This is a genomic window from Actinomadura sp. ATCC 39365 (assembly GCF_054392275.1).
The window spans coordinates 9650125-9674660 of sequence record NZ_CP184335.1; the positions used below are offsets into that span (position 1 = coordinate 9650125).

General features: G+C 71.6%; 24 protein-coding genes and 1 pseudogene. 13 read left to right on the forward strand and 12 right to left on the reverse strand.

What is annotated here, in order from left to right:
* Positions 1-64: 64 nt before the first annotated feature.
* Positions 65-2700, reverse strand: a pseudogene (gene ppdK / locus ACNF49_RS46160) (pyruvate, phosphate dikinase).
* Positions 2701-3120: 420 nt separating this feature from the next.
* Between ppdK and ACNF49_RS46165 the strand changes: the two are divergent.
* Positions 3121-3564, forward strand: a complete 444-nt coding sequence (locus ACNF49_RS46165) for a hypothetical protein (protein WP_482941692.1) — start codon at positions 3121-3123, stop codon at positions 3562-3564.
* A gap of 102 nt (positions 3565-3666) precedes the next feature.
* Here the strand turns inward: ACNF49_RS46165 and ACNF49_RS46170 are convergent, their stop codons facing one another.
* Positions 3667-4839, reverse strand: a complete 1173-nt coding sequence (locus tag ACNF49_RS46170; protein WP_482941693.1) for a HAMP domain-containing sensor histidine kinase — start codon at positions 4837-4839, stop codon at positions 3667-3669.
* Positions 4836-5498: a response regulator transcription factor gene (locus tag ACNF49_RS46175; RefSeq protein WP_352323395.1), complete on the reverse strand. Its 663-nt coding sequence runs from the start codon at positions 5496-5498 to the stop codon at positions 4836-4838. Before ACNF49_RS46175 ends, ACNF49_RS46170 begins: the two co-directional genes overlap by 4 nt.
* 150 nt (positions 5499-5648) lie before the next feature.
* Here ACNF49_RS46175 and ACNF49_RS46180 point away from each other — a divergent pair, with 150 nt between their 5' ends.
* Positions 5649-6560, forward strand: a complete 912-nt coding sequence (locus ACNF49_RS46180; RefSeq protein WP_482941694.1) for a dienelactone hydrolase family protein — start codon at positions 5649-5651, stop codon at positions 6558-6560.
* 148 nt (positions 6561-6708) lie between these two features.
* Here the strand turns inward: ACNF49_RS46180 and ACNF49_RS46185 are convergent, their stop codons facing one another.
* On the reverse strand, positions 6709-8094 hold the full coding sequence (locus tag ACNF49_RS46185) for a glycine--tRNA ligase (RefSeq protein WP_357979394.1): 1386 nt from the start codon (positions 8092-8094) through the stop codon (positions 6709-6711).
* A 94-nt stretch (positions 8095-8188) separates the two neighbouring features.
* Positions 8189-8476: an antibiotic biosynthesis monooxygenase family protein gene (locus tag ACNF49_RS46190; RefSeq protein ID WP_357979392.1), complete on the reverse strand. Its 288-nt coding sequence runs from the start codon at positions 8474-8476 to the stop codon at positions 8189-8191.
* Positions 8477-8533: 57 nt separating this feature from the next.
* Here ACNF49_RS46190 and ACNF49_RS46195 point away from each other — a divergent pair, with 57 nt between their 5' ends.
* The 5 genes from ACNF49_RS46195 to ACNF49_RS46215 are packed head-to-tail and all read left to right on the forward strand — an operon-like array spanning position 8534 to position 11890.
* Positions 8534-8878: a DUF6703 family protein gene (locus ACNF49_RS46195; RefSeq protein ID WP_482941695.1), complete on the forward strand. Its 345-nt coding sequence runs from the start codon at positions 8534-8536 to the stop codon at positions 8876-8878.
* A 57-nt stretch (positions 8879-8935) separates the two neighbouring features.
* Complete coding sequence (locus ACNF49_RS46200) at positions 8936-9859, forward strand: metal ABC transporter substrate-binding protein (RefSeq protein ID WP_482945675.1); 924 nt, start codon at positions 8936-8938, stop codon at positions 9857-9859.
* Entirely contained in the window at positions 9856-10635 is a 780-nt protein-coding gene (locus ACNF49_RS46205; RefSeq protein ID WP_482941696.1) for a metal ABC transporter ATP-binding protein, read from the forward strand. The genes ACNF49_RS46200 and ACNF49_RS46205 overlap by 4 nt, the downstream gene beginning before the upstream one ends.
* Positions 10632-11504 carry a metal ABC transporter permease gene (locus ACNF49_RS46210; protein WP_357979386.1) on the forward strand — a complete coding sequence of 291 codons (873 nt, stop codon included), beginning with the start codon at positions 10632-10634 and terminating at the stop codon, positions 11502-11504. The genes ACNF49_RS46205 and ACNF49_RS46210 overlap by 4 nt, the downstream gene beginning before the upstream one ends.
* Entirely contained in the window at positions 11501-11890 is a 390-nt protein-coding gene (locus ACNF49_RS46215; protein WP_352323403.1) for a Fur family transcriptional regulator, read from the forward strand. Before ACNF49_RS46210 ends, ACNF49_RS46215 begins: the two co-directional genes overlap by 4 nt.
* Here the strand turns inward: ACNF49_RS46215 and ACNF49_RS46220 are convergent.
* Positions 11830-12726, reverse strand: coding sequence for a DMT family transporter (locus tag ACNF49_RS46220; RefSeq protein WP_357979384.1), 897 nt, complete (start codon positions 12724-12726; stop codon positions 11830-11832). The two genes, ACNF49_RS46215 and ACNF49_RS46220, sit on opposite strands and share 61 nt — an antisense overlap.
* A gap of 112 nt (positions 12727-12838) precedes the next feature.
* On the opposite strand from ACNF49_RS46220, the gene ACNF49_RS46225 reads away from it, so the two are divergent.
* Positions 12839-13366, forward strand: a complete 528-nt coding sequence (locus ACNF49_RS46225; RefSeq protein ID WP_352323427.1) for a CGNR zinc finger domain-containing protein — start codon at positions 12839-12841, stop codon at positions 13364-13366.
* A 256-nt stretch (positions 13367-13622) separates the two neighbouring features.
* Here the strand turns inward: ACNF49_RS46225 and ACNF49_RS46230 are convergent, their stop codons facing one another.
* From ACNF49_RS46230 to recO, 4 genes are all read right to left on the reverse strand, one after another.
* Positions 13623-14891, reverse strand: a complete 1269-nt coding sequence (locus tag ACNF49_RS46230; RefSeq protein WP_482941697.1) for an efflux permease Rv1217c-related protein — start codon at positions 14889-14891, stop codon at positions 13623-13625.
* A complete protein-coding gene (locus tag ACNF49_RS46235) occupies positions 14888-15796 on the reverse strand; it encodes an ABC transporter ATP-binding protein (protein ID WP_482945676.1) in 909 nt (302 codons plus the stop codon). Before ACNF49_RS46235 ends, ACNF49_RS46230 begins: the two co-directional genes overlap by 4 nt.
* Before the next feature lie 119 nt (positions 15797-15915).
* Positions 15916-16698 (reverse strand): isoprenyl transferase, encoded by a 783-nt coding sequence (locus ACNF49_RS46240; protein ID WP_482941698.1) that lies wholly within the window; start codon positions 16696-16698, stop codon positions 15916-15918.
* Complete coding sequence (recO, locus tag ACNF49_RS46245) at positions 16695-17429, reverse strand: DNA repair protein RecO (protein ID WP_357979377.1); 735 nt, start codon at positions 17427-17429, stop codon at positions 16695-16697. Before recO ends, ACNF49_RS46240 begins: the two co-directional genes overlap by 4 nt.
* A gap of 140 nt (positions 17430-17569) precedes the next feature.
* Here recO and ACNF49_RS46250 point away from each other — a divergent pair, with 140 nt between their 5' ends.
* From ACNF49_RS46250 to ACNF49_RS46270, 5 genes are all read left to right on the forward strand, one after another.
* Positions 17570-19078 (forward strand): CDP-alcohol phosphatidyltransferase family protein, encoded by a 1509-nt coding sequence (locus ACNF49_RS46250; protein ID WP_357979375.1) that lies wholly within the window; start codon positions 17570-17572, stop codon positions 19076-19078.
* Entirely contained in the window at positions 19075-19794 is a 720-nt protein-coding gene (locus tag ACNF49_RS46255; protein ID WP_357979373.1) for a DUF5941 domain-containing protein, read from the forward strand. Before ACNF49_RS46250 ends, ACNF49_RS46255 begins: the two co-directional genes overlap by 4 nt.
* Positions 19795-20123: 329 nt before the next feature.
* Entirely contained in the window at positions 20124-20807 is a 684-nt protein-coding gene (locus tag ACNF49_RS46260) for a vWA domain-containing protein (protein WP_482941699.1), read from the forward strand.
* 96 nt (positions 20808-20903) lie between these two features.
* Positions 20904-22301: a glycoside hydrolase family 16 protein gene (locus ACNF49_RS46265; RefSeq protein WP_482941700.1), complete on the forward strand. Its 1398-nt coding sequence runs from the start codon at positions 20904-20906 to the stop codon at positions 22299-22301.
* Between the two features lie 62 nt (positions 22302-22363).
* Positions 22364-23311, forward strand: coding sequence for an isopenicillin N synthase family dioxygenase (locus ACNF49_RS46270; RefSeq protein ID WP_482941701.1), 948 nt, complete (start codon positions 22364-22366; stop codon positions 23309-23311).
* Here ACNF49_RS46270 and ACNF49_RS46275 read toward each other — a convergent pair.
* Both ACNF49_RS46275 and ACNF49_RS46280 read right to left on the reverse strand, forming a co-directional pair.
* Positions 23308-23514: a hypothetical protein gene (locus tag ACNF49_RS46275; RefSeq protein WP_482941702.1), complete on the reverse strand. Its 207-nt coding sequence runs from the start codon at positions 23512-23514 to the stop codon at positions 23308-23310. The two genes, ACNF49_RS46270 and ACNF49_RS46275, sit on opposite strands and share 4 nt — an antisense overlap.
* Before the next feature lie 113 nt (positions 23515-23627).
* A complete protein-coding gene (locus tag ACNF49_RS46280; RefSeq protein WP_357979364.1) occupies positions 23628-24515 on the reverse strand; it encodes an MBL fold metallo-hydrolase in 888 nt (295 codons plus the stop codon).
* Between the last annotated feature and the right edge of the window lie 21 nt (positions 24516-24536).

Sequence of the window (24536 nt, forward strand, 5' to 3'; positions counted from 1 at the left end):
GCGCTGGCCAACCGGCGCCGCGGGTAGGGGCGGCCGGGCTGCGGGGTCCCGGCCGCCGCGCTCGTCAGCGGGTGTCGGAGTCGGTGTCGGTCAGGGCGGCGCGGCCGGCCTCCAGCCGGGCCACCGGGATGCGGAACGGGGAGCAGGAGACGTAGTCGAGGCCGACCTCGTGGCAGAAGTGCACCGAGTCCGGGTCGCCGCCGTGCTCGCCGCAGATGCCGACGTGCAGGTCGGGGCGGGCCGCGCGGCCCTCCTCGACGGCGATCCTGACCAGCCGTCCGACGCCGTCGCGGTCCAGGGTCTCGAACGGGCTGACGCCGAAGATGCCGAGCTCCAGGTAGCGCGAGAAGAAGGCGGCCTCCACGTCGTCGCGGCTGAAGCCCCAGGTCATCTGGGTCAGGTCGTTCGTGCCGAAGGAGAAGAACTCGGCGGCCTCGGCGATCTGGCCCGCCGTCAGCGCCGCCCTCGGCACCTCGATCATGGTGCCGATCAGCGCCTCGACGCCGGTCTCCGCGAGGATCCTGGTCGCCTCCTCGCGTACGGACTCCAGCTCCTGGACCGACGCCACCAGCGGGATCATGATCTCCGGACGCGCGCCCGGGACCTCGGCCGCGGCCTGGGCGATCGCCCGCACCTGCATGGCGAACAGCCCGGGGATCACCAGGCCGAGTCGCACGCCGCGCAGGCCCAGCATCGGGTTCTGCTCGTGCAGCCTCTTGACGGCGGCCAGCAGCCTGCGGTCCTTGTCGGTCACGTCGGGCGAGGTGGCGACCTTGACCGACAGGTCCACCAGGTCGGGCAGGAACTCGTGCAGAGGCGGGTCGATGAGCCGGATGGTGACCGGGTCGCCGCCCATGGCCTTGAAGATGCCGATGAAGTCGGCCTTCTGGAGGGGTTCGAGGGCGTCGAGCGCGGCCTGCCGCTCCTGGTCGCCGTCGGCCAGGACGAGGTCCTCGACGAGCTGGCGGCGCTCGCCGAGGAACATGTGCTCGGTGCGGCACAGGCCGATGCCCTGGGCGCCGAAGCGGCGGGCCCGCGCGGCGTCCTCGGGGGTGTCGGCGTTGGCGCGGACCCGGAGCCGGCGCACGGAGTCGGCGTGGCCCATGATCCGGTCCACGGCCCTGACCAGGTCGTCGTCCGGCTGCGCGCCCTCGAAGTACTCGACGACGGCCGAGTCCACGACCGGGACCTCGCCGAGGTAGACCTCGCCGGTGCTGCCGTCGATGGAGATCACGTCCCCTTCGGAGACGACCTCGCCGCCGGGCGCGGTGAACCTGAGTTCGCCGGTGGAGACCTCCAGCTCCTCGGCGCCGCACACGCACGTCTTGCCCATGCCGCGGGCGACCACGGCGGCGTGCGAGGTCTTGCCGCCGCGGCTGGTCAGGATGCCCTTGGCGGCGATCATGCCGGCCAGGTCGTCGGGGTTGGTCTCACGGCGGACGAGGATGACGTCCTCGCCCCGTCCGGCCAGCTCGACGGCGCGCTCGGAGGAGAAGACGACCTTGCCCACGGCGGCGCCCGGCGAGGCGTTCATGCCCTTGGCGATCTTCTTCTTCTCGGCGCCGCCGTCGAAGCGGGGGAACATGAGCTGGGCGAGCTGGTCGCCGTTGACGCGGGTGACGGCCTCGTCGAGGGTGATCAGGCCCTGGTCGACGAGCTGGGTGGCGATGCAGAAGGCGGCCGCGGCGGTGCGCTTGCCGACCCGCGTCTGGAGCATCCACAACTTGCCGCGCTCGATCGTGAACTCGATGTCGCACAGGTCCTTGTAGTGGTTCTCCAGCGTCTCCATGATCTGCAGCAGCTCGTCGTAGGAGCGCTTGTCGAGGCGTTCGAGTTCCTGGAGGGGGATGGTGTTGCGGATGCCGGCGACGACGTCCTCGCCCTGGGCGTTCTGCAGGTAGTCGCCGTAGATGCCCTGCTGGCCGGAGCCGGGGTCGCGGGTGAAGGCGACGCCGGTGCCGGAGTCGTTGCCGACGTTGCCGAAGACCATGGCCACGATGTTGACGGCGGTGCCGAGGTCGGCCGGGATGCGCTCCTGGCGGCGGTAGAGGATGGCGCGCGGGGCGTTCCAGGAGTCGAAGACCGCCATGACGGCCAGCCGCATCTGCTCGCGGGGGTCGGCGGGGAAGTCCTTGCCGGTCTGCTCCCGGACGATGCCCTTGTAGGTCTCGACCAGCCCCTGCAACTCGCCCGCGTCGAGGTCGGTGTCCTGGCGGCGGCCCTTCAGCTCGTCGAGCGCGTGCTCGAACAGGTCGCCGTCGAGGCCGAGCACGGTCTTGCCGAACATCTGGATCAGCCGGCGGTAGGAGTCCCAGGCGAAGCGGTCGTTGCCGCCCGCCTGCTTGGCCAGGCCGTGCACCGACTCGTCGTTGAGCCCGATGTTGAGGACCGTCTCCATCATGCCCGGCATGGAGAACTTCGCGCCCGACCGTACGCTGACCAGCAGCGGGTCGTCGGCCTGACCGAGCCGGCGGCCCATCTGGGCCTCCAGGGCGTCCAGGTGCTCGGCGACCTCGCGCTCCAGGCCGTCGGGAAGAGCGCCTTCCGTCAGGTAGTGACGGCAGGCTTCAGTGGTGATCGTGAATCCGGGGGTACGGGCAGCCCGAGATTCGTCATCTCGGCGAGATTCGCGCCCTTTCCACCGAGAAGATCCTTGAGATTCCTGTTGCCCTCGGTGAAGTCGTAAACGTACTTGGCCACCACAGCTCCAATCCAACGCTTCTGTCCCGGACTCTACCGGCGAAATTGATGATGAAACTGCACTCCTCGGATAAGTCATCGTTTTTGCAGGTCAACCGCCCGCGACAGGTCTAATCCAATTATAGGACCGCTGCCCGATAAATTGGTTTATACCAATTGGTTTACACCAATTCTTGAGAAAGAGGAGCGAGAGGTGGGGAATCGGATCCGGTCCCGCCAGGAGACGCCCATGGCCGCTCCCGCCAAGCCAAAGCGCCGTGCAGGCTTCGTCGCGGGATCGCCCAAGTCCCCCGCGGACACGGTGATCTACCTGGACCTCCGGCCGCCGCACCGGGCCGGCGGCCGTCGTGATCGCTCAACGTGACCCAGCTCGGGTCGTTCCGCGATATGGACGTGATCGAGGCATGACACTCTGCTCGCATGCCCCGCACGACGCCACGAGGTCTGATGGCCGCCTGCCTGGTCCTGGCGCTGTCCGCCTGCGGCTCGGGAACGCCCGAGCCCTCCGCGGGGTCGCTGGTGCCGGGGGCGGAACAGCGACACGCGACCCAACTCCGGCCGGGCGACTGCCTCGTGTCGATCCCCGACGACCTGATCGCGACGCTCGTGCCGTGCGGCAACCCGCACGCGGCCGAGTTCGGCATGATCTACGTCGTGCCGGAGGGCGCGTGGCCGGGCGCCGAGCAGGCCAAGCGGCAGGCCACGGACTTCTGCGCGCCGCGGCTGCGGGTCGCGCCGGGCAGGGTGAGCGAGGTCGAGGTGACCGCGCTGCCGCCGCTGGAGGAGGAGTGGCCGCGCCACCGCACGGCGTACTGCGTGGCGGTGGCGCGTGACGGGCAGCTCGTCGGGCGCGTGCTGGAGTAGACGCCGGGCCCGCGTCGGCGCGGGCCCCGCGGGGCGGTCAAGCAGAGCGGTCAGGCGGGGCGGTCAGGCGGGGCGGTCAGGCGGGGCGGTCAGGCGGGGCGGTCAGGCGGGGATGGGGTTGCCCTCGGGCGCCGGGCCCGGCGCGCCGTCGCGCGGCGGCAGCCACAACACGAACGTGGCCCCCTGCCCGAGCCTGGAGAACACCGCCACCCGTCCCCCGTGCGACTCCACGATCTGCCGGACGATGGCCAGGCCGAGACCCGTGTGCCGGTCGCGCCGGCTGGCCTCGCCGCGCCAGAACCGGTCGAAGACCCGCTCCTGCTCCGCGGCGCCGAGCCCGGGGCCGTCGTCCCTGACCGCGACCCACAACCAGCCGCCCGACCGGCCGGCCTCCACCCGGACGCTGCCGCCCGGCGGGGTCAGGCGCACCGCGTTGGACAGCAGGTTGGCCACGGCCCGGCGCAGCGCGTCCTGGTCGCCGGTCATCTCCAGGTTCCTGTCCAGCCCGCGGGTGATCGTCAGGCCGCGGGCGGCGGCCGGCGCCGCGTACTCCTCGCACGCCTCCCGCGCCACCCTGCTCAGGTCGAGGTCGGTGTCGGCGAACGCGGTCGCCTGCCGCCGGGCGCTGGCCAGCAGGTCCTCCACGAGCCTGGTCATGCGGGTGGTCGCCCGGTCCACGATCTGCACGGCCCTGGCCCGCTCCTCCTCGCTGGCCTCGGGCGAGGCGAGCACGGCGTCCACGTTGGCCCGGATGATCGTCAGGGGGCTGCGCAGTTCGTGCGAGGCATCGTCGATCAGCCGGCGCTGCGCGCTGAACGCCTCCTCCAGCCGGTCGAGCATGGTGTCGATGGTGTCGGCCAGGTCCTTGAGCTCGTCGCGCGAGCCGCCCAGCCTGATCCGCCGCGTCAGGTCGGTCGCCTGGATCTCCTCCGTCGTCCGGGTGATCGACCGCACCGGGCGCAGCACCCGTCCCGACAACACCCAGCCGATGCCCAGGGACGCCAGGTAGAGCGCGGCCAGGGTGGCCAGCGAGTAGTCGCGCAGCGTGGCCAGCGTCCTGATGTTGACCTCGTTCTCGACCTCCTCGATGAAGACGACCTCCTGCTTGCCCACGTACTGGTTGCCGCGGTACGCCTTGGCGTACTCGGTGGAGTACGGGCGTTCCTCGGTGGTCTTGGAGACCGCGACGTAGATGCCGCCCAGCACCAGCGCGGCCAGCACGAACAGCAGCCCCGAGTAGAGCACGGTGAGCCGGAAGCGGATGGTGTGGATCACGCCGGCTCCCTGAGCCGGTAGCCGCGGCTGATCACCGTCTCGATGAGGCCGTCCTCCTGGAGCTTGCGGCGCAGGTTGCCGACGGTGACCCGGACGGTGTTGGTGAACGGGTCGGCGTGCTCGTCCCAGACGTGTTCGAGCAGCTCCTCGGTGGAGACCACGTGGCCGGGGCGGGTCATCAGGTAGTGCAGCACGCCGTACTCCTTGGGGGTCAGGGCCAGCGACCGGCCGTCGAGGGAGACCTCCATGCGGGCGGTGTCGATGCGCAACCCGCCCACCTGGAGGACGGCGGTGCCGCCGGTGTCCCTGCGCAGCAGCGCCCGCACCCTGGCCAGCAGCTCGGGGAAGGCGAACGGCTTGACCAGGTAGTCGTCGGCGCCCTCGTCGAGGCCGCGCACCCGGTCGTCGAGGCGGTCGCGGGCGGTGACCATGATGATCCGCACCCCGCGGCCGGCGGCCCGTACCGAACGGCAGAGCTCGAAGCCGTCGCCGCCGGGCAGGTTCAGGTCGAGCAGGACCAGGTCATAGGTGTTGACCTCCAGCTTCTCGTGCGCCGACGGCGCGTCGTAGGCCACGTCCACCGCGTAGCCCGCCCGGACCAGACCCACCCGTAACGCGTCGACCAGGTCTTCCTCGTCCTCGACCACCAGCAGTCGCATGATCTTGACCATAGTTCCGGATGAGGTGTCACGCCATGGGTCCGGAGCGGCGTTCCCGGCTTCAGCACCACCTCACCAAACGCCAGCGAAAGCCCACATAACTATCGCCTTTACACGATTTTTCGGTGTTCACCGTTAGATCTTTCGACCATGACGCCCTTCCAGCGATATTTGGCAGAAGAAGTGGCACTCGACCACGTAGAGGGCCTGATCTCGCGGCGGGAGGCCCTGCGCCGCCTGGGCCTCCTCGGGCTCGCCCTCCCCGCCGCCACTGCCCTCCTCGCCGCCTGCGGCGCCACCCCGGACACCGACCCGGCGAGCACGCCTACGCCGCTCGCGGCCTCACCGTCCGGCACGGCCTCCCCCGCGGGCCCGGCCCCGCTGCCCACGCAGGAGATCACGTTCCCCGGCCCGGACGGGACCACCCTGCGGGCCGCCTGGGCGCCCGCCGCCGACCCCAAGGGCGCGGTGCTGGTCATGCACGAGAACCGCGGGCTGACCGACCACATCCGCTCGGTCGCCGGCCGGCTGGCCGCGAGCGGCTACTCGGCCCTGGCGCCCGACCTGCTCTCCCGGGAGGGTGGCACGGCCGCGTTCGCCGACACCGCGCAGGTCACGGCCAAGCTGGGCGAGATCGCCCAGGAACGCTTCGTGGCCGACATGAAGGCGGCCGTCGGCGAGCTGGAGAAGCGGGCGAAGGGCGCCGGGCTGGGCATGATCGGGTTCTGCTTCGGCGGCGGGATGACGTGGCTGTTGTTGTCGTCCGGGGAGACCCGGCTGGCCGCCGCGGCGCCCTTCTACGGCCCGCTGCCCGACGACGCCGACCTGACCGGCACCGAGGCGTCCGTGCTGGCGATCTACGCCGAGCAGGACGACCGCGTCAACGCCACCAGGGACGCGGCCGAGGCGGCGCTGACGAAGGCCGGGCTCACCCACGAGCTGGTGACCGTCCCCGGCGTCGGCCACGCCTTCTTCAACGACACGGGAGCCCGCTACGACGAGCGGGCCGCCTCGCAGGCCTACGACTACGTGCTGACCTGGTTCGGCCGCCACCTGTCCTGACCGGCCGGGCCTGTCCTGCTCAGCCGGGCCTGTGCTGCTCGGCCGGGCCTGTGCTGCTCGGCCGGGTCTGTCCTGCTCGGCCGGGGCGGAAACACGAGCGCCGCCCGCGGCGGAGAGCCGGGGCGGCGTCGGTGGCGTGGTGCCGAGGTCAGTCGTTGAGGCGCTGGCGCAGGTAGGAGTCGACCTGGTCGATGGCGATGCGCTCCTGGGCCATGCTGTCGCGCTCGCGGATCGTCACCGCGTGGTCTTCGAGGGTGTCGAAGTCGACGGTGATGCAGAACGGGGTGCCGATCTCGTCCTGGCGGCGGTAGCGGCGGCCGATCGCGCCCGCGTCGTCGAACTCGACGTTCCACCGCCGGCGCAGCTGCGCGGCCAGGTCGCGGGCCTTCGGCGACAGGTCGGCGTTGCGCGACAGCGGCAGCACCGCGGCCTTGACCGGCGCGAGCCGGTGGTCGAGCCGCAGCACCGTGCGCTTCTCCAGGACGCCCTTGGCGTTGGGCGCCTCGTCCTCGGTGTAGGCGTCGATCAGGAAGGTCAGCGTGGCCCGGTCGACGCCGGCGGCCGGCTCGATGACGTAGGGGACGTAACGCTCACCGGTGTCCTGCTCGAAGAAGCTCAGGTCGACGCCCGAGGCCTTGGAGTGGGCGGTGAGGTCGAAGTCGGTGCGGTTGGCGATGCCTTCGAGTTCGCCCCACTCCGAGCCCTGGAAGTTGAAGCGGTACTCGACGTCGACGGTGCGCTTGGAGTAGTGGGACAGCTTCTCCTGCGGGTGCTCGTAGAGGCGCAGGTTGTCCTTGTTGATGCCCAGGTCGGAGTACCAGCGGAAACGCTCGTCGATCCAGTACTGGTGCCACTCCTCGTCGGTGCCGGGCTTGACGAAGAACTCCATCTCCATCTGCTCGAACTCGCGGGTGCGGAAGATGAAGTTGCCCGGGGTGATCTCGTTGCGGAAGGACTTGCCGACCTGGCCGATGCCGAACGGGACCTTCTTGCGCGCCGACTGCTGCACGTTGAGGTAGTTGATGAAGATGCCCTGGGCCGTCTCCGGACGCAGGTAGGCCAGGCCCGACTCGTCCTCGACCGGGCCGAGGAAGGTCTTGAGCAGGCCGCTGAACTGCCGGGGGTCGGTGAAGGTGCCCTTGTTGCCGCAGTTGGGGCAGGTGATGTCGGCCAGGCCGTTCTCGGGCTCCTTGCCGTTCTTCTCCTCGTACGCCTCCACGAGGTGGTCGGCGCGGAAGCGCTTGTGGCAGGACATGCACTCGGTCAGCGGGTCGCTGAAGGTCTCGACGTGGCCGCTGGCCCGCCAGACCTCGGGGGCCAGGATGACGCAGGAGTCGAGGCCCACCACGTCGTCGCGCGACTGGACCATCGACAGCCACCACTGCCGCTTGACGTTGTTCTTCAGCTCGACACCCAGAGGACCGTAGTCCCACGACGCGCGAAGTCCGCCGTAGATCTCGCTCGACGGGTAAACAAGCCCGCGGCGCTTGGCGAGGCTGACGATGGTGTCCATGACGTCGGTGCGTCGTGCCATTTTGGTTGCGTCTCTTTCCGGCTGGAGGTCGGCGAGTGAATTCGATGAGATCCCAGCTTAGGGGACGCTCACCCGGTCTCGCGCGCGAGTAACGCTACGCACCCTCTTGCGTGTACACGTCCTCGTACGCGCTGGGTTCGTTGACCATGAGGATCATCAACGGGTACATGACCATCCTGGAGGCCGACAGCGCCCTGCGGTAGAACCCCGCGCCCTCCCATTCGCTGACCAGCGCCCACAGGTTGGGCTCGTCGACCGAACGGGCCAGCCGCCCGCGGTGGTAACCCGGCTGGGCGGCGAAGGTGTCGAGGATGGTGTGGCCCTGCTTGAGGAAGTCCTGGGACTGGGACTCTGGCACGGTGTATCGGATCACGGCGAGCACCAGCCCAGCCTAGAGGTGCGCACCCTGCTGTCACACGAACTCCCATAGGCTCTCGACGTGGCCTCCAAAAACAAGCGCCCGCTGCCCCAGGGCGAGCAGTTCTTCACGCCGGGCGCGGGCGGCGCGCGCAAGGCCGTCGAGCGGCGCAGCGCGGTCCCGATGACGTTTCTGTTCACGCAGGTGCCCAGGTGGGTGGCCCCCGCCGTGCTGGTGATCCTGCTGCTGGCCGCCTTCGCGCTGGCCAACTGGCTGGGCGGCGTGGCGGCGCTGCTGGTGCTGGCGTTCGTCGGGTGGCTGGCGTACCTGTCGTGGCCGTCGCTGGGCATCGGCGGGCGGCTGCTGCGGGTCGTGATGCTGGTCTTCCTGGCGATCCTGGCCGCTGACCGGTTTGGGGCGTTCTAGGGCGGCCCGCCGGAGATTTTGACAATCATTTTCATTTTCTCCATACTTGAGGGCGTGATGTCCCGTACGCCCCCAATGCGCGCCCTGATCTTCCTCGCCGGAGCAGCCCTGCTGGCCACGTCCGCCTGTGGCGCCGGGGCCGCGGAGAGCACCGAGACCGCCGCGGGCGGCAGGCCCGAGGTGATCGCCGCCTTCTACCCGCTCCAGTGGCTCACGGAGCAGGTGGCCGGGCCCGACGCGAACGTGACCGTCCTGACCGCGCCCGGCGTCGAGCCGCACGACCTGGAGCTGGGCATCCAGCAGATGACCAAGCTCCAGGACGCCGCGCTCACGGTCTACGTCAAGGGCGTGCAGCCGGCCGTCGACGACGCCGTCTCCGCCGACACCGCCTTCGACGCCGCCGCCGCCGTCACGACGATCCCGGCGGACGGGCACGCCGATGAGGAGGGGCACGCGGAGGAGCACGGCGTCTCCTACGACCCGCACATCTGGCTCGACCCGTCCCGGCTGGCCACGGTCGCCGGAAAGCTGGGCGAGCGCCTGGCCGCCGCCGACCCCGCCCACGCGCAGGCGTACAAGGACCGCGCCGCCACGGCGGCGGGCGTGCTGGGCGGCCTCGACCAGGAGTTCGCCAAGGGCCTGGCCGCCTGCGCCGGCAAGACGCTGGTCACCGCGCACGAGGCGTTCGGCTACCTGGCCGACCGCTACAAGCTCAAGCAGGTGGGCATCACGCTCGACCCCGAGACCGAGCCGTCGCCCAAGCGCCTGTCGGAGGTGGCCGCGCTGGCCAGGTCCGAGGGCGCCACCACGATCTTCACCGAGTCCCTGGTGAGCCCGAAGGTGGCCGAGGTGCTGGCCGGCGAGGTCGGCGCGAAGACGGCCGTGCTCGACCCGCTGGAGAGCAAGCCCGCCGGCGACTACCTGACGGCCATGCGCGACAACCTCAAGACCCTCCGGACGGCTCTGGGGTGTGCGGCATGAGCGAGACGGCCTTCGCGATGACCGGCGGCCGGGTCAGCTTCGACGGCCGGCAGATCCTGCGCGGCATCGACCTGACCGTGTGCCCCGGCGAGGTCGTGGCCCTCCTGGGAGCCAACGGCTCGGGCAAGTCCACCCTGGTCCGCGCGCTGCTCGGCCTCACCCCGCTGTCCGGCGGCCAGACCCTCCTGTACGGCTCCCCGCCCGCCAGGTTCCGCGAGTGGTGGCGCATCGGCTACGTGCCCCAGCGCCTCCAGGTCGGCGGCGGCGTGCCCGCCACCGTCCGCGAGGTCGTGGCCTCGGGCCGCGTCGCCAGGCAGAGCCGGCTGCGCAGGACCAGCGCGGCCGACCGGGCGGCGGTCGCGCACGCCCTGGACGCGGTCGACCTGACCGGCCGGGCCGGCGACCCCGTGCAGTCGCTCTCGGGCGGCCAGCAGCAGCGCGTGCTCATCGCCCGCGCCCTGGCCGGGGAGCCCGACACGTACGTGATGGACGAGCCCACGGCGGGCGTCGACGCCGAGACCCAGCGGCTCCTGGCCGACACGCTGGGGAGCCTGGTCCGCGACGGCAAGACGATCGTCCTGGTCGCCCACGAGCTGGGCCCGCTGGAGCCGCTGATCACCCGCGGCGTCGTGGTCCGCGAGGGCCGCGTCGTGCACGACGGCGAGCCGCCACGGCCCGAGGGCGAGTGCGCCAGGCCGGGACACGAGCACCAGCATCCGCACGCCGAGGAGCCGGCCGCCGGCCCGCTGACCGGCTGGCAGGGAGAACCGCGATGATCGACCTTCTGCAGGAGAACCTCTTCCAGCTCGCGCTGATCGCCGCGCTGCTGGTGGGGCTGTGCGCGCCCGCGGTGGGCACGTTCATCGTGCAGCGCAGGCTGTCGCTGCTCGGCGACGGCATCGGGCACGTCGCGCTGACCGGCGTGGCGCTGGGCTTCCTGACCGGCACGGCGCCGGTGCTGACCGCCGTGATCGTCTCGGTGCTGGGCGCGGTGGCGATCGAGCTGGTCAGGGCCCGGGGCCGGACCAGCGGCGACGTCGCGCTCGCCCTGCTGTTCTACGGCGGCATCGCGGGCGGCGTCATGCTCATGGGCATCGCCCCCGGCGGCAGCAACGCCAAGCTGAACTCCTACCTGTTCGGCGCCATCGCCAGCGTCACGCGGGAGGACATCTGGATCATCGGCGCGCTGGCCGTGGCGGTGATCGGCGTGGTCGTCGTCTTCGGCAGGGAGCTGTTCGTGCTCTGCCAGGACGAGGAGATGGCCAAGGCCAGCGGCCTGCCGGTGCGCTTCCTCAGCCTGCTGATCGCGGTCACCGCCGCGCTCACCGTGGTCATCGCCATGCGCGTGGTCGGCCTGCTGCTGGTCAGCGCCCTGATGGTGATCCCGGTGGCCACGAGCCAGCAGCTCACCAGGGGGTTCAGGGCCACGATGGGGCTGGCGATGCTGTTCGGCGTGCTCGCCTCGGTGGGCGGTCTGCTGGCCTCGACGATGTCGTCACGGGTGCCTCCGGGCGCGGCGATCGTGCTTCTCGCCCTCGCCGGCTTCGTCCTGGCCCTGGCTGTCGGTAAATTCGTACGGCGAGGTCGTATCCAGGAGTCCCCAGTGAGCCGGCGACCACATGTCCGTGTCGAGGAGGTCGCATGACGACGAGGCGCGATGCCGTGCACGACACCCTTCGCCGCAGCGAGGGGTTCCGCAGCGCCCAGGACGTCTATGCAGAGATGCGCCTGCACGGCGCGAAGATCGGGTTGACCACCGTCTACCGGGCGCTGCAGGCGCTGGCCGACTGCGGCCAGGTCGACGTTCTGCGCACCGACGAGGGCGAGTCGGTCTACCGGGCGTGCGCCAGCGACGACCATCACCACCACCTGGTCTGCCGCCGCTGCGGGCACACGGTCGAGGTGGCCGGGCCGGCGGTCGAGCGCTGGGCCGAGGCGGTCGGCAGCGACCACGGCTTCACCGAGATCACTCACACGGTCGAGGTCTTCGGCACCTGCTCGTCCTGCTCGGCGCCGGCCCGCGTGGGCTGAGGGCCGCGGGAGCCGTACAGCACGCCGAGCACGACCGCGGCGCACCCGGCGAGCTGCAGCGCGGAGGGCCGCTCCCCCAGCGTGAGCGTGGAGATGGCGACCGTGGTCATCGGCTGCACGAGCAGCAGCAGCGCCGTGAGCGCCGCGGGCTGCCTGGGCAGCGAGTACGTGATCAGCAGCCATCCGGCCACCTGCGGCCCCAGCGCGAGCAGCAGCAGCCACCCGTGCGCCGGCCATTCCGGCGCCAGGTCGGCCCCGCCGAACAGCGGGCTGAGCGCGGCGATCAGCACGGTGGCCACGACGGTCGCGTGCGCCAGGGGCCCCGCCGTCCGGCCCGGCCCGGCCTTCATGAGCAGCAGGTAGGCGGCGTACACGACCGAGGTCGCCAGCCCGGTGACGGCGCCCATGACGGGGTCGAGCCCGTAGGCCGCGCCGTCGAACACCCCGGAGATCAGCACGACCCCGCCGAAGACGATCGGCGTGCTCGCCATGAGCCGGTTGGACGGACGCTCGCGGAAGACGCCCCAGGCGGCGAAGGCCACGATGAACACCTGGAGGTTGCCCAGCACGGTCGCCAGGCCCGCGCCGACCAGCTTGATCGACTGGTGCCAGAACAGCAGGTCGAGCGAGAACAGCACGCCCGCCGCCCAGGCCGGCAGCGCGTTCCGCCAGGGCAGGGGCCCCAGCTTCCGCCGTTCGAGCCAGGCGAGCAGCAACATGGGCGGCACCGCGTACGCGCAGCGGAACAACGCCGACGTCGCGGGCGACGCCCCGGACAGGCGCACCAGGGGCGCGGAGGTGGAGATGATCAGCGCTCCGGCGATCGCGATCAGCACGATACGCCGATATGCACTCACGGAAACCCCCGGAGTCCCATGGGAGAGATACGCTGCGACCACGCTAGAACCGGCCCCGACAGGAGTCAACATGCCGTTTGGCCATGACATGGTGCATTCTTTGGCGACCGTTGTCGACCTGGTCAACACCTCGCCGTCCACCGGCGGCGACGACGGTCTGGCCAGCCTGGCCGAGCTGCAGGCGTTCGTGGAGTCCCGGCAGATCAGCGGCATCGGCGCGCTGACCGCCCGCGACCTCGGCCAGGTGCGCATGGTGCGCGAGGCGTTCCACCGGGTGTTCACGGCCTCCGACGTGGCGAGCGCCGTGCGCACGCTCAACGCCCTGCTCGCCGAGACGCGCATCACGCCCAGGCTGACCGAGCACGACGGCCACCCGCTGCACGTGCACTACTTCGCCACCGACGCCTCCCTGGCCGAGCACGTGGCCGCCGACTGCGGCGTGGCGCTGGCGCACCTGCTGGTGGAGGGCGAGATGGAACGCCTGCGCACCTGCTCGGCCCCCGACTGCGACCGCGTGTTCGTCGACGAGTCCCGCAACCGCTCGCGGGTCTACTGCGACAGCCGCACCTGCGGCAACCGCATGCACGTCGCCGCCTACCGGGCCCGCCGCCGCGCCTGACCGTCCCGCACGCAAACCGCCCGTCCCCGCGACGATCGGGGGACGGGCGGCAGGTGCGGGTGATTCAGGGTGCTTCGCTGGACGTCTGCCACCACGGCGGCTTGGCGGTGGCGAAGACGTCGGAACAGTTGCACGAGCCGCAACCTGGGATCATCGGCCCTCCTTCAGCGTGGGGGAACGGGTTGTACCCGCCTTCACCGGCTCTCAGCCTGACCCTCGTGCCAGAATTCCGGATACCGCCGCGCCGCCACGTCCCTCAGCCGACGTCGCGCCGCCGCAGGGCCAGCAGCCCGCCGGCCGTGAGCGCGGCCGTCAGCGCGAGCAGCGTCAGCTCCGGCACCGTGCCGAACGCCTGCCCCGCCATGATGTTCGGCAGGTAGTGGAACGGCTCGAACGGCGTGCCGCCCCACACCCCGTAGAAGGGGGCGACGACCTGGCCGAGCAGGGCGGTCAGGATCCAGGCCGCCCAGCACAGCGGCACGCTCGCCCGAGGCAGCAGCCCGTAGGCCACCAGGCAGACCGCGCCGAGGCACCACGCCGCCGGTACCTGGCTCAGGGCGGCGGCCAGGAAGCGCGGCGCGGTGCCGGCGAAGTCGCCGAGGAGCGCGGCGTACACGGCGCTGAAGACGAGCGCGGCGAGCGCCGGCAGCGCGGCCGTGCCGAGCGCGGCCACCACCAGGTGCCCGGCCGCCCAGCGGACCCGGGTCAGGGGCGTGGCCTGCACCTGGCCGGCGCGGCCCGAGGTCTCCTCCGAACGCAGCCGCATGATCATGAGCACCGGGTAGAGCGCGCCGCAGTAGGCGAGGATCAGCAGGTAGTACCACATGTATCCGTCGAGGGCGGCGTCCGCGGGGACGCCGAGCAGGGTCGTGATGTTGGTGACCACGATGCTCGGGCGGGCCAGCACGTCCTTGGCCAGCGGGCCCATCGCGCCGCCCACCGCCGCGAACGCCGCCGTCCCCGCCGCCCACTTCAGCAGCAGGCCGCGGTGCAGCCGCCAGGCCAGGGCGACCGGGCCGCGCAGCCGGGGGGCCTCCTGCTTGCCCGGCCGTTCCGGCAGCAGGCCCGAGCCGAGGTCGCGGCGGCCGAGCAGCGTGTACGCCAGCGCGCACAACCCCCCGGCGGCCGCCGCGGAGACGCCGAGCCACCACCAGCGATCGCCCCGGTAGGCGTCCACCAGGTGGCTCCAGCCGAGCGGTGACAGCACTTTGAGCCACGGCCGGTCGCTCGCGTCGGCGGCGTAGCGCAGGACGTAGGCCAGGCCGAGGGCGTACAGGCCGATGACCGTGGCGGTGCGGGCGTCGCGCGCCAGTTGCGCGGCGACGGCGCCGACGCCCGCGAACACCCAGCCCGCCACCACGACGGCGGCGCCGTAGGCGAGCTTCAGCTCGTAGGTGCCCATGTTGCGGTTGATGTAGCCGACCATGGCCAGGCTCATGGCCACCAGCAGCAGGAACCACCAGGGGGCGATGGCGCGCTCGCGGCGCAGCGCCAGGCGGACGAGCGTCCCGGTGCCTGCGCTCATCGCACGGCCTCCGTCCGCCGGCCGCTCTCGTAGTGGCGCAGGAACAGCTCCTCCAGCGTGGGCGGGCGGCTGTCCAGGGTGCGCACGCCCGCCGCGGTCAGGCGGCGCAGCGCCGGGCCGAGCGCGTCCGCGTCCACGTCGAAGCGCACCCGGCCGCCCTCCTCGCGCAGGTCGTGCACGCCGGGGAGCCCGGCCAGCCCTTCGGCGGGCCGGTCGAGCTCGGCGTGCACGGTGGTGCGGGTCAGGTGACGCAGCGCCGCCAGGGTGCCGCTCTCGACCGCGCGGCCGTCGCGGATGATCGTGACCCGGTCGCACAGCGCCTCGACCTCCGACAGGACATGGCTGGACAGCAGCACGGTCCGGTCGCCGCGCCGCCGCTCCTCCCTGACGACCTCACGGAACGTCTCCTCCATGAGCGGGTCGAGCCCGGAGGTCGGCTCGTCCAGCAGCAGCAGCTCGGCGTCGGAGGCGAGCGCCGCGACCAGCGCGACCTTCTGCCTGTTGCCCTTGGAGTAGGCCCGGCCCTTCTTGCGCGGATCGAGGCCGAACCGGTCGAGCAGGTCCTTCCTGCGCCCGCGGTCGAGACCGCCACGCAGCCGGCCCAGCAGGTCGATCACCTCGCCGCCGGACAGGTCGGGCCACAGCGTGACGTCGCCCGGCACGTACGCCAGGCGGCGGTGGAGCTCGGCGGCCTCCCGCCAGGGGTCGCCGCCGAGCAGCCGGACACTGCCCGCGTCGGCCCGCGCGAGGCCGAGCAGGATCCGGAACGTCGTGCTCTTGCCCGCGCCGTTGGGGCCCAGGAAGCCGTGCACGTCGCCGGTGCGCACGCTCAGGTGGAGCCCGTCGAGGGCTCTGGTCCGGCCGTACGCCTTGACGAGTGCGGCCACCGAGATGGCGTCGCTCATGATGATCTGTCTCATGACTGTTCGCTCGTACAGTTGACTACCCGAACGAGCAGGACGCTATATCGGCGTATAGTCGTTGTCCAGCGCGGCAGCTCAGCAGGGGTGAACCCGGGTTTTCTCTAGGCGCCGGTGACCTCGTTGGGGATCGCGCCGCCGTAGCGGCGGTCGCGCTTGGCGTAGATCTCGCACGCCGCCCACAGGTCGCGGCGGTCGAAGTCGGGCCAGAGCCGGTCGAGGAAGACCATCTCGGCGTAGGCCGACTGCCAGAGCAGGAAGTTCGAGAAGCGCTGCTCGCCCGAGGAGCGCAGGAACAGGTCGACCGGCGGGATCTCCGGCTCGTCGAGGTAGCGGGCGAACACCTTCTCGCTCACCTTGGACGGCTTGACCCGCCCGGCCGCGATGTCGGCCGCCAGCTTGACCGCCGCGTCGACGATCTCGGCCTGGCCGCCGTAGTTGACGCAGAACTGCAACGTCAGCTTGTTGTTGCCGACGGTCATCTGCTCGGCGCTCTGCAGCTCGGAGATCACGCTCTTCCACAGCCGGCCCGGACGGCCCGCCCAGCGCACCCGCACGCCCATGGCGTTGAGCTCGTCGCGCCGCCGCCTGATGACGTCGCGGTTGAAGCCCATCAGGAAGCGCACCTCGTCGGGCGAGCGCTTCCAGTTCTCCGTGGAGAAGGCATAGGCGCTCAGGTAGGGGACGCCCAGCTCAAGGGCCCCCTCGATGACGTCGAACAGCGAGGACTCGCCCGCCTTGTGCCCTTCGGTGCGCGGCAGGCCGCGTGCCTTGGCCCAGCGGCCGTTGCCGTCCATCACGATGGCGACGTGCCGGGGCACGAGGTCACGCGGGATCGGCGGCGGGGTCGCGCCTGACGGATGAGGGGTCGGAGGCCGGACGTTCACGCATGCTCCCTTTCGACGTGTCGCAGAGAGCGTATTCCGTGTTCCAGATGCCATTGCAGATATGCGGCCACCAGACCGCTGCACTCGCTGCGGTGGCGCGACTCCGAGGCGTCGGCGGTGGCCCAGTCGCCGCGCAGCAGCGCCGTCATGAGCCCGATCGTCTCCCCCGCCGGCACCGCCGAGCCCGCCGGACGGCACGCCCCGCACACCACGCCGCCCGCGACGATGGCGAAGGCCCTGACCGCCGGGGCCTGGCACTTGGCGCACGCCTCCAGCGCGGGCGCGTACCCGGCCACCGCCAGCGAGCGCAGGAAGTACGCGTCGAGGACCAGCCTGGCCTCGTGGACGCGTTCGGACAGTGTGCGCAGGCCGCCGACCAGCAGCAGGAACTGCCGCAGCGCCGGCTCCTTCTCGCCGTGGGTCAGCCGGTCGGCCGTCTCCAGCATGGCGCTGCCGGCGGTGTAACGGGGGTAGTCGACGGCCAGCGCCTCGCCGTAGGGCCTGATGGTCTCCGCCTGGGTGATCACGTCGAGCGTGCGGCCGGTGTGGAGCTGGAGGTCGACGTGCGTGAACGGCTCCAGCCGCGCGCCGAAGCGTGACTTGGTGCGGCGCACGCCCCTCGCCACCGCCCGGATCTTGCCGGTGCGCTTGGCCAGAACGGTGACGATGCGATCGGCCTCACCGAGTTTCTGCGTCCGCAGGACGACGCCTTCGTCGCGGTAGAGACTCACTTGCCCATCTTACGGCCGCACGCGCGGCATGTTCCGGGCATGCTCTGGTGACGCGAGTTTGCCCTGCCGTCACTAGACTTTGACGTCTGTCCCCGCATCACCCGTTGTTCAACCCCCCGCTACTGCCTCGAAAGGGAGTCATGACCCGCGTGGTCCTGCTGGGCTCTTCGCCCGGCCCCGACACCTCTCCGACCGGCCTGAGGCTGGCCGCGCTGCCCGGCAATCCCACCGTGGCCGAGCGGCTGCGCAGCCAGCTCGTCTCCTATGACCCGCGGCCCGCCACGATCGAGACCGGCGACGTGGCCGCCGCCCTGCGTGCCCTGGCCGACGTCGCAGAATCGGCAACGGAGAACCTCTTCATCATCCCCCAGAACTCGGTCCTCCACGACGAGCTGATCTACCAGATCAGCAAGGCCAAGCGCGGCGCGCTGGCGCTCGTGGCCAAGGAGCCGCGGCTGGAGGTGACCGAGGAGGCGCAGGAGGACACCGTCCCGATCGACGAGGCCGACCCGGAGATCGGCTACGGCCGTCTCGAAGGGCTGCCGGTGCGCGCGCGTGTCGGCAAGTCGCGCGTCGTGTCGGTCGGCACCGCCAACCACGCGGTGACCAGGCCCAACGCGGTGGTGCTCGGCCCGCTGCACATCAGCGCCCGCAACGCCCCCGTGCTCGCGCAGACCTGCCGCGAGCTGGCCCTCATGGCCGACCGCTTCGGCGCGGACGACGACCTCGTCCAGCTCGTGGTGTTCGGCCTGGTGCGCAACGGCGTGTCGGTCGGCGTGCGCGGCCGCCGCGACCTGTTCTACCGCCGGGTGAGCACGCCGGAGGAGGTCAACGAGGCCGGCGCCGAGATGGCCGGCATGAACGAGGACCGCGCCCGGCTCAACAACGCGGTCAAGGGCGCCGACGGCTTCTTCACCACCTACTTCGTCTCCACCTACTCGCGCTTCATCGCCCGTTGGGCGGCGCGGCGCGGGCTCACGCCCAACCAGGTGACGCTGATCTCGATCCTGCTCGGCGTGGCCGCCGCCGCCTGCTTCGCCACCGGCGACCGGCCGTGGATGGTCGCCGGCGGCCTGCTGATCTACTTCGCCTTCGTCTTCGACTGCGTCGACGGGCAGGTGGCCCGGTACGCCCGCAAGTTCGGCGTGCTGGGGGCCTGGCTCGACGCCACCTTCGACCGCTTCAAGGAATACGTGGTCTTCGCCGGCCTGGCCGTCGGCTGGGTCGTCTCGGGCAACGGCGACGACATCTGGATCCTGGCGCTGGCCGCCATCGGGCTCCAGTCCGTACGCCACCTGCTCGACTTCTCCTTCGGCATCTCCAACCGGCGCAAGCCGCCCGGGCAGCTCCCCACCCTCCCGCTCGACGCCCCCGACGACCGCGACCTGCGCAGGGCGCTGGAGCGGCGCAAGGTCGAGCGCAGCCAGGGCCTGCGCGGCGTGCTCAAGATGTGGACCAGGGCGGGCAAGTTCCGCGCGGTCCACTGGGCGCGGAAGATGATCGTGTTCCCCATCGGCGAGCGGTTCGCGGCCATCGCGATCACCGCCGCCCTCTTCGACGCCCGGATCACTTTCCTCACCCTCGTGATCTGGGGCTCCGTCGCCGCCGCCTACACCCTCACCGGACGCCTCATGAGGTCGCTCGTATGATCACTCAACCGCAGGCCATGGCCACCCCCACGCCGGACCCCGACGAGGAACGCCGCCGCATCCAGACCGCCCGCCTGCTCGCCTACCGCGACGACGGCCCGCTCGTGCACGCCCTCGCGGGCAAGCTGGGCAAGGGCCTGCCGCCCGTGCCCGCCACGCTCGTGGCGCTGCTCGCCGTCGTCGCCGTCACCGTCGTCGGGCTGCCCGACAAGGGGCCCATGCTGCTCCTGCCGGTGGCCATCACGCTGCTGCTCGTGCTGCCGACCGCGCCGCGCGACCACCTGGGCCGCTTCGACTGGCTCACCCCGCCGCTGCTGCGCGGCACCGAGTTCCTCGCCATGATCGCGGTCGGCCTGGCCGCCGGCGCGCCGAAGTGGCTGCTGTTCGTGCTGGTCTACGTGGTGGGCTACCACACCTACGACACCGTCTACCGCACCCGGCAGAGCATCTGGCCGCCCGCGTGGGTGTTCCACGCGGGGCTCGGCTGGGAGCTGCGCCTGCTGATCATCGGTGTCGGCGCGGCGCTGGGCTGGCTGACGCCGGTGCTCGCGGTGCTGACGGCGTACCTGTTCGTGCTGTTCGCGGTGGAGAGCGTGACGAGCTGGGTGCGCCTGGACAAGGCCTCCGCGCAGGCCGGGGCCGACGCCGAGCAGGACCTCGAGGCCTCGCCCGAGGACGCGCTCGAGCAGGCCACCGGCGAGGCGGAGAAGGGCTGAGCGGCCACTTCCCCCTCCGGACACGACGGCGGTCACGGGCTCCCGATCAGGGCGCCGGTGGCCGCCGTCTCGCGTGCGGGCGCCGGATCGCCCCACCGGAAAGGATATGACGGACTAGTCTGAAATTTGCGGACATTCGAGCCGGAGTCCGGTCCGGCCGGAGCCAGGAGACGCGGAGGGCGTTCTTGTCGCGGCCGTTCAGGCGAGGGGACCCGCCGGACGAGCGCGCGGAGGCGCCGTTCAAGCGAGGGGACCCGCCGGACGGGCGCGCGGAGGTGCGCCCCTTCTCGCCACGACCCGCCCGAGCAGGCCCGTCAACGGTCCCCGTCGTGGTGCTGGCGTTGGTCGCGGGCCTGGTGAGCGGGTGCGGCACGGATCCGGGCCCGGTGTGCGGCGCGGTCGTCGACTCGACGGGCTACGCCGACCCGGTGACCTCCAGGAACGACGTCGGCTCCGAGCTGCCGGAGTTCGCCAAGGGCTGCGACTGGATCGGCTTCGCGGCGGTGACCGGCAGCTCGGAGAGCAGCACGTGCCGCGCGGACCCGGCGCCCATCGCCGCCGCCCGCACCGAGAACCCCGACGGTGACCCCGTGGTCGAGGACCGGGTCAGGGCCCGCCGGATCACGCAGGTGCTGCCCCGGGCGGTCGAGCTGCTCGACTGCCCGAAGGAGGGCCGGGGCTCGGACGTACTGGGCGCCCTGCGGTACGCGGTCAAGCAGCTCAGCGCGCTGCGGCAGCCGGACAGGGGGCACCGGCTCATCGTGTTCAGCGACCTGGTCAACAACCACGGCGACCTGGACGTCGGCAAGCTGGACCTGAGCGAGGCCGCCCGCGGCCGGAAGATCGAGGAACTGCGGCACGCGCGGCTGCTGCCCGACCTGTCCGGGTACGCGGTGGTGGTGCACGGGTTCCTGCGGGGGAAGAAGTCCGCCCCCGACCGGTTCCCGCTGCTGGAGAGCTTCTGGCGGGAGGCGTTCGAGGCCGCAGGGACGTCGTCCGTCGACCTGCTCTAGAGCGCTCTCCCATATTGACACGCGGTCAGCAGCGTGTTTACGTCGCCTCAAGAGAGCGCTCTCTCACTCGACTCCACCACCCCCCATGGAGCAGGGATGACAACAGAGATCCGGCACAGGCGCCGCCTGGTGGCCGTGGCGGTGGTGCTCCTGGCACTCACCGGCCTGCTCGTCAAAGTGGCCGTCAGCGCCTCGGCGTCCGTGCCGTCCACGCCGTCCGGCTGGTCGCTGGTCTGGTCCGACGACTTCAACGGCTCGGCGGGCACGCCGCCCTCGTCCGCCGAGTGGATCATCGACACCGGGCACGGCTACCCCGGCGGGCCGGGCAACTGGGGCACCGGCGAGATCCAGAACTACACCTCCAGCACCTCCAACGTCAGCCTCGACGGCTCCGGGAACCTGCGCATCACGCCCCTGCGCAGCGGCTCGGGCGAGTGGACCTCGGCCCGCATCGAGACCAGGCGGGCCGACTTCAAGCCGGCCGCCGGACGCGTCCTGCGGATCGAGGGCCGGATCCAGATGCCGAACGTGACCGGTCAGGCGGCGCTCGGCTACTGGCCGGCGTTCTGGGCGCTCGGGGCGCCGTACCGGGGGAACTACTGGAACTGGCCGGGCATCGGCGAGTTCGACATCATGGAGAACGTCAACGGCATCAACTCCGTGTGGGGCGTGCTCCACTGCGGCGTCAGCCCCGGCGGGCCCTGCAACGAGACGACCGGCCTGGGCGCGAGCCGGGCCTGCCCCGGATCGTCCTGCCAGTCGGCCTTCCACACCTACCGCTTCGAGTGGGACCGCGCCGCCAGCCCCAACCAGCTCCGCTGGTACGTCGACGGCCAGCAGTTCCACAGCGTGAGCCAGAACCAGCTCGACGCCACCACCTGGACCGACATGACCGGACACGGCGGCTACTTCCTGCTGCTCAACCTGGCCATGGGCGGCGCGTTCCCCAACGCCCTGGCCGGCACGGGCACGCCGACGGCCGCGACCGTCCCCGGGCACCCGCTGCTGGTGGACTACGTGGCCGTCTGGCAGAGCGGCACGGTCTCCACCCCGACGGCGACCCCCACCGTCCCGGGCGGCGTGGACGCGCGCTCCACCATCCAGGCCGAGCGCTACCAGGCCCAGTCCGGCACCATCGTGGAAGCCACGACCGACACCGGCGGCGGCCAGAACGTCGGCGCCATCGCGGGCGGCGACTGGCTGCGCTACGACGGGGTGAACTTCGGCTCCGAGCCCGCCCGCCAGTTCAAGGCCAGGGTGGCGTCGGGGGCGGCGGCCGGCGTGAGCGGGCTGGTGCAGGTGCGGCTGGACAGCCCGTCCGCCCCGCCGATCGGCGACTTCGCGCTGGCCAGTACGGGCGGCTGGCAGAGCTGGCGGACGGTCCCCGCCAACATCAGCGGGGTGACCGGCACGCACACCGTCTACCTGACCTTCAGCAGCGGCCAGCCCGCCGACTTCGTCAACGTCAACTGGTTCACCTTCTCGACGACCTGACCGCCCGCGGACGGCGGAGGCTGCTTCGGTGGTGACGGCGGGAGATGGGGAACAATGGGACGGTGCGCGAATTGCCGGTGATCGACATCTCCCCGCTGCTCAGCGACACCACAGGCGGTGACAGGCAGGCCGTCGGTGCGGCGATCGGCGCGGCCTGCCGGGACAGCGGCTTCTTCTACGTCCGCGGGCACGGCGTGCCGCAGGAGCTCCTCGACCGGCTCGACGCCGCCGCCAGGCGCTTCTTCGCGCTGCCCGAGGAGATCAAGGACGAGATCTCGATGGACCGGGGCGGCCCGGCCTGGCGCGGCTTCTTCCCGGTGGGCGGCGAGCTGACCTCCGGGCGTCCGGACCTGAAGGAGGGCGTCTACTTCGGCGTCGAGCAGCCGCCCGGCCCGCTCCCGCTGCACGGCCCCAACCAGTTCCCCGTCCAGGTGCCCGAGCTGCGGGAGGCCGTGCTCGCCTACCTGGACACGATGACGGAGGTCGCGCAGGCGGTCATGTCGGGGGTCGCGCTCAGCCTGGGCCTGGACGAGGGCTACTTCCGCACCGGCTACACCGCGGACCCGACCGTGCTGTTCCGGATCTTCCACTACCCGCCCGCGCCCCCGGACGACGACGAGACCTGGGGCGTGGGCGAGCACACCGACTACGGCCTGCTCACCCTCCTCCTCCAGGACGCCAACGGCGGCCTCCAGGTCCGGACGGCGGACGGCTGGATCGAGGCGCCGCCGCTGCCCGGCACGTTCGTCTGCAACATCGGCGACATGCTCGACAAGCTCACCGGCGGCCGCTACCGCTCGACGCCGCACCGCGTGCGCAACCGCAGCGGCAACGAGCGCCTGAGCTACCCGTTCTTCTTCGACCCCGGGTGGGACAGCGTGGTGCCGCCCCTCCCCTACGCCGCCGGCGAGCGGTGGGACGGCCAGGTCGACTTCACCGGCACCTACGGCGAGTACCTGCTGTCGAAGGTGTCCAAGGTCTTCCCCCGCCTGTTCGAACGCCGGATCTAGGAGAGCGGCCCCCGCGGCTCCTTGTCCTCGCCGGTCTCCTCGCCCTCGGGATGCTCCACGACCAGGTCATAGGTGGTGGGGAAGAGCTGCCGGAAGGCGGTGTCCACGCCGCCCCCCTTCAGCACGACCTTGCCGCCGCGGGTCACGTCCCTGATCCGCTCGACGGTGTGCTCATGGGAATCGCGCGAAGAGGCGCGCCCCAACTCAGGCGTCTGTCCGGTTTCCGGCCCTTCGGACACTTGACCCCTCCATCTGCCGTATGTCGCTCTTGCCACCCGATCCTCCCCCATCAAGCCGCACGCCGCCAGGATCCGGCTCACCAGCGCAGCGCGGAGAAGTCGATCGGCCGGGGCCCGAGTTCCGCGGTACGCCCGGCCAGGTCGCGCATCCTGTGGGCGAACTCCTCGGCGGGCAGCCGCCTGCGGTCGCCGTGGCCGGGCAGCAGCCATTCGAACCGGATCCGCGCCGCCGTACGGGCCAGCGACGCGGCCAGCACGGTGATGGAGTACCAGGTGACCGACTCGGCGACGGCGAGGTCCCCGGCGGACCTGGACCAGTAGAAGCTGTCGCCGCTGAAGCAGTACCTCTCGTCGGCGACGTACAACACGCTGCCCTCGGTGTGCCCGGGCAGCGGGTGGGCCGTCACGCCGTCGGCGATCTCGACCGGCTCTTCTCCCCGGAGAACGCGGTCGGCGTCCGGGGCGGCGGTCAGGTCCCCCTCGTGGATCCACAGGCGGGCGCCGAACCGGTCGGCGTACTGGCGGCCGTGCGCGGCGTGGTCGCGGTGGGTGAGCAGCACGTCGGTGATCGGGCCGCACGCGGCGTACCGCGCGGCCAGGGAGGCGCTCCAGCGCGGCGTGTCGATCATCATGAGGTTCCCGGCGGGCCGGCGCAGCAGATAGGCGTTCGCGCCGGCGGTGTGCGGCGAATTGTGGCCGCACAGGTACACGTGCTCCGTGAGCGGCAGCGGAAAGGGATCGAGCGCGGGGTCCGGTCCGCGCGTGCCGCGCCGGATCGATCGGGTGTGGCAGGCGAACGCCGCGGCGTACATCGCCCGCTCCTCCGTCTCGGTGCGCGGCCCGCGGACGACCGTGGAGCGGCCGGCGACCTCGGCGATGAGCTCCGGGGCGAGTTGCCGGGCGGCGTCGCAGTTGGTGCAGCGACGGTCGACGCTCCAGACGACGTCGGCCGATGGCTCGTTCATGGCGTGGTCCTTCCCGGAATG

Excerpts from the sequence above, each read along its gene's own strand:
- ACNF49_RS46165 (WP_482941692.1), top strand. The coding sequence starts at position 3,121 with ATGCCCCGCACGACGCCACGAGGTCTGATGGCCGCCTGCCTGGTCCTG.
- ACNF49_RS46175 (WP_352323395.1), bottom strand. The coding sequence starts at position 5,498 with ATGCGACTGCTGGTGGTCGAGGACGAGGAAGACCTGGTCGACGCGTTA.
- ACNF49_RS46180 (WP_482941694.1), top strand. The coding sequence starts at position 5,649 with ATGACGCCCTTCCAGCGATATTTGGCAGAAGAAGTGGCACTCGACCAC.
- ACNF49_RS46185 (WP_357979394.1), bottom strand. The coding sequence starts at position 8,094 with ATGGCACGACGCACCGACGTCATGGACACCATCGTCAGCCTCGCCAAG.
- ACNF49_RS46200 (WP_482945675.1), top strand. The coding sequence starts at position 8,936 with ATGTCCCGTACGCCCCCAATGCGCGCCCTGATCTTCCTCGCCGGAGCA.
- ACNF49_RS46205 (WP_482941696.1), top strand. The coding sequence starts at position 9,856 with ATGAGCGAGACGGCCTTCGCGATGACCGGCGGCCGGGTCAGCTTCGAC.
- ACNF49_RS46210 (WP_357979386.1), top strand. The coding sequence starts at position 10,632 with ATGATCGACCTTCTGCAGGAGAACCTCTTCCAGCTCGCGCTGATCGCC.
- ACNF49_RS46215 (WP_352323403.1), top strand. The coding sequence starts at position 11,501 with ATGACGACGAGGCGCGATGCCGTGCACGACACCCTTCGCCGCAGCGAG.
- ACNF49_RS46230 (WP_482941697.1), bottom strand. The coding sequence starts at position 14,891 with ATGAGCGCAGGCACCGGGACGCTCGTCCGCCTGGCGCTGCGCCGCGAG.
- ACNF49_RS46235 (WP_482945676.1), bottom strand. The coding sequence starts at position 15,796 with ATGAGCGACGCCATCTCGGTGGCCGCACTCGTCAAGGCGTACGGCCGG.
- ACNF49_RS46250 (WP_357979375.1), top strand. The coding sequence starts at position 17,570 with ATGACCCGCGTGGTCCTGCTGGGCTCTTCGCCCGGCCCCGACACCTCT.
- ACNF49_RS46255 (WP_357979373.1), top strand. The coding sequence starts at position 19,075 with ATGATCACTCAACCGCAGGCCATGGCCACCCCCACGCCGGACCCCGAC.
- ACNF49_RS46265 (WP_482941700.1), top strand. The coding sequence starts at position 20,904 with ATGACAACAGAGATCCGGCACAGGCGCCGCCTGGTGGCCGTGGCGGTG.
- ACNF49_RS46280 (WP_357979364.1), bottom strand. The coding sequence starts at position 24,515 with ATGAACGAGCCATCGGCCGACGTCGTCTGGAGCGTCGACCGTCGCTGC.